The sequence below is a fragment of the Mycobacterium sp. WUMAC-067 genome (genome assembly GCF_020217485.1).
Taxonomy (GTDB): Bacteria; Actinomycetota; Actinomycetes; order Mycobacteriales; family Mycobacteriaceae; genus Mycobacterium.
The window spans coordinates 1-3,418 of the sequence record NZ_JAEKMI010000121.1; the positions used below are offsets into that span (position 1 = coordinate 1).

4 protein-coding genes and 1 pseudogene are annotated in these 3,418 nt (G+C 65.0%); 1 reads left to right on the forward strand and 4 read right to left on the reverse strand.

Annotated features, from left to right (window positions below):
• Positions 1–65 precede the first annotated feature (65 nt).
• Positions 66–737, forward strand: coding sequence for an IclR family transcriptional regulator (locus tag JF781_RS27610; protein WP_255642420.1), 672 nt, complete (start codon positions 66–68; stop codon positions 735–737).
• A gap of 315 nt (positions 738–1,052) precedes the next feature.
• Here JF781_RS27610 and JF781_RS27615 read toward each other — a convergent pair.
• The 4 genes and pseudogenes from JF781_RS27615 to JF781_RS27630 all read right to left on the reverse strand — a co-directional run.
• A pseudogene (locus JF781_RS27615) lies at positions 1,053–2,078 on the reverse strand (ISL3 family transposase); the annotation flags it as partial.
• 114 nt (positions 2,079–2,192) lie between these two features.
• Complete coding sequence (locus tag JF781_RS27620) at positions 2,193–2,615, reverse strand: hypothetical protein (RefSeq protein ID WP_156525812.1); 423 nt, start codon at positions 2,613–2,615, stop codon at positions 2,193–2,195.
• A complete protein-coding gene (locus JF781_RS27625; RefSeq protein ID WP_047040755.1) occupies positions 2,612–2,830 on the reverse strand; it encodes a hypothetical protein in 219 nt (72 codons plus the stop codon). The genes JF781_RS27620 and JF781_RS27625 overlap by 4 nt, the downstream gene beginning before the upstream one ends.
• Positions 2,831–2,924: 94 nt before the next feature.
• On the reverse strand, positions 2,925–3,418 hold a 494-nt coding region (locus JF781_RS27630; RefSeq protein ID WP_083420726.1), incomplete at its 5' end, for a hypothetical protein.

A 3,418-nucleotide genomic window follows, 5' to 3' on the forward strand; every position in this document is an offset into this window, starting at 1 on the left:
CCATCGAGTCTGTTGATAACGCCCTGCGGCTGCTCCTGCTGTTCGAAACCCAGCCCAGCATCAGGCTGACCGATGCCAGCACTTACTTGGGCGTGGCGTCGTCGACGGCGCACCGGCTGATGGGCATGCTTCTCTACCGTGGCTTCGTTCGGCAGAACCCGGCGACCCGGGCCTACGAACCTGGGCAGGCGCTGAGCTCGATTGCCTTTGCGATCAGACGGCAGGTGGACATCCGGACACTGGCCCGGCCGGTCCTCGAGCGGATCTTCGAACAAACGGGAGAAACCGTCCACTTCGCCAGGCTTGAGAGGACTGACGTCCAATTCATCGACGCCATCGAAAGCAGGCGAGCGGTCCGCGTCGGTTCCCGCCAGGGCCTCACCTTGCCAGCAAACTGCACTGCGACTGGTAAAGCGATGCTGAGCCTCCTCGGTGAGAAGCAGCTGCGGAATCTGTACCCAGGGCAGGAACTCCCCAAGCTGACTACCAACTCAATTACCTCCAGGTCGGACCTTGAAAGGGAGCTCGACGAAATCCGGCACAGGGGTTACGCAAATAGCCGCGAAGAGAGCGAAGACGGGGTGACATCGGTCGCCGCCGCGGTTGCCGGCCCAAGCGGCACTGTCTACGGAATCAACGTATCTGTGCCGGCCCACCGCATGTCGGAGGAGCTTCGCAGCGACCTCGGGGGCATGCTCCGGGCAGCCGCAGAAGAACTCCAGGGGCGCCTGGTCTAGAAGACTTAAAGCGGCTTCGCGTTTAGGCATGGTTGGTCTGTTTGTTCCGGTAGGGGCGGTGGCCGCCGGCGGCCAGTAGGCATCTGAGTCTGTAGTTGGTGAAGTTGCGGAAGCCGCGGGCGATTCGGCGGGTGGTTTCGATGACGCCATTGAATCGCTTCGGTGGGTCCGTTGGAAGCGCCGTGGGTGTCGAAGTAGGCTAGGATCGCTGTCTTCCATTGAGTGTCCGCCCGAGTCGGGCGACTTCCGGGATGGGGAGGTCGGGAATGATGTGATTACTTCGTTGACGAGTTCCCGGCCCCGCTCCGGGCGGGCGTGGTAGATGTTGCGGAGCTTCTGGTAGCACTGCCAGGCCAGGGTGACTTCGTGGCCGTGATCCCCGGCGCTGAGCTTAGCATCGAGCCGGGCGGCTTGTTTGTCGGTGAGGTGTTCGGCGCCGATCTGCAGGGTTCGACGGATTCCGTAGAGCGGGTCGCCCTTGCGGCCGCGGTGTCCCAGGGTGTCCTGCTGGACCCGGCGGCGGACCTCGTCGATCATGGCCGAGCCGAGCTTCACGACATGGAACGCGTTCAGAACGGCGATGGCTTCGGGCAGCTCGTCACGGATCGCGTTCGCGTAGCCGCGGAACGGATCCAGCGCGGCGGTCTTGATCCCGGCAGTGAACCCTGCGCCGCGTTCTTTGAGCCAGTCCGCATAGGCCTTCCCCGACCGGCCCGGAACCAGGTCAAGCAACCTGGCGTGCACCACCCCCGCGGGGTCGCGGGTGTGGTCCACGATCCCGGTGACCATGCCGGTTCCGGGCGGGCCGGTGTGGGACCAGACATGCTCATCGACCCCGAGCGCATCTACCCCGGTCAGCCGGCCGGTCGATGCGATCCGCCGGGTGGCTTCGATCCTGACCGCGTCCCAGACGGTGTGCCAGGAGACGCCGAGCTGATGGGCCAAGGCGGAGACCGAGGTGTCGAAATGCTGGAGCGCATCGGTCGCCCACCCGGCGGCCCTGGCGGTGAGCTTCGCCCGTGGTCCTGCCAGCGGGTGCTCCTCTGTGAACGTCGTTCTCGGGCAGTCCGGGTCCGGGCACCGCCAGACACGTTTGGCCCACAGCAGCCGCACCGGGCGGCCGAAACAGGGAATGTCATGGAGACGGACCTGGCGGCGTCCATGCCCGACCGCGATGACGCCGCAGTCGGCGCAGCCGGTGACGTTCTCCCCGGTTTCGACGCCCAGAAGCAGGCCGGTACCGGTTGCCGTGACGGAGCTGACGCGGACGCCCTCGACACCGAGCAGCGCATCCGCGCGCGTGCACCAGCGGCCACCGGAACACGACATAGAGTTATTCATGTCAGGGTCTCTTTTGGGTATTGGTTGCTTGGTCGCGACCAATTCAAAGAGGCCCTGACCTCTTTCCTGCCGCACCACGCCGCAGCTGCATGCGGCCACGCCCTGCCCCCGGCGTCAGACGGCCCTCACCCTGCTCATCGTCGAAGGCCCAAGGCGACCGGCTTCCCGGCGAACGCGGCCGCAGGCGCCGGACTCCTCCGGCCGCCAGATTGTGTGCACGCCAACGTCGAGCAACTTCCGCTCACCGACGTCCGTGATGACCCAGACAAATCCGTGTTCCGGAAACGTCATGTCAACCCGCCCGTACCACAATGCCCCGGTTTCATGATCCCTCACAGCGATGCGGTGCCCGCGGGCCAGGGACAGGAAGACTTCGATTTCGCATTCTGTCAGCGACTCTTTCAACCCATTCCTCCCCGGCGCTGCGCCGAGAGCCGCCGTACGCAGGGAACAGCCGGCCTGGCGGGCGGCGGGGCAGACCATGCTAAAAACGCTGCCAGCCGGCGCGCCGGAGAGATCGCTCTGCTGTCCGTTCATCGCAGCCCGCTCCCCCACCTTTCGAGTGTCACACCGCGTGGAACGTCGCTGTCCAGGCGCGCTTCATAGCGGCCCGGGGCGAGGCGGGCCACCGAGATGCCGACGTGTTCAGCCATCGCCGCCGGCTTCAGCAGATCCACCGCTTCATCCAGGGCGGCGTCCAGTTCTTTTCGGGTGTGAACGGCGACGACGAGACAACCGGGTGCTGCGTGCATGGTCAAATCCTTAATCTGAGGGCGGTGATCAGTACTTTGGGACACGCCAAATGTCCCTGGGACGGAACGGAGGAGCGGCAGCCCGCCGGCATGATCAAGCCAGGGCCCAAATCCCGGCGGCCCCGGCGGAACCTAGGGGACCAAGGCTTCCGGCAGAAGAAGGGGCAGGACCGTGGAACGCTGCAGAACGGCGGCGGTTTACCTCCGACAGTCCCATGATGGTGGCTTCAACATCTTCCAGGGATTGCTGAATCCAGGCGAGGGCGGCCAGGTCATCGGAACTGTGGGCCGCGTCGATTGATGACGCCTCTAGGAGCGCAGCCCGGCGGCTGATCCTGCCGGAAAGTTCGAGGATCAACGGCGGAATCATGGCCAGGGATTCACCCCGCGTTAGGTGCGCGAAGGCTTCTTTTCCAGCGCCACGGTGGGTGACGGCGACCGTGAGGGCCAGATCTGAGGAGTTTGTGGTCATGGGTCTGTCCTTCAGGTTGTTCAAAGTCCTGGTCTTTTCGGAGTGCTTCCGGTACGACGGAAGGGGAGTCTCGGGTGGTTCGTCCCGCCGCAGATCGTCCGCGCCGCAGGCACACT

Bases quoted from the DNA above. Each gene is read 5' to 3' on its own strand.
- JF781_RS27625 (WP_047040755.1), bottom strand. From the start codon at position 2,830: ATGCACGCAGCACCCGGTTGTCTCGTCGTCGCCGTTCACACCCGAAAA.
- JF781_RS27620 (WP_156525812.1), bottom strand. From the start codon at position 2,615: ATGAACGGACAGCAGAGCGATCTCTCCGGCGCGCCGGCTGGCAGCGTT.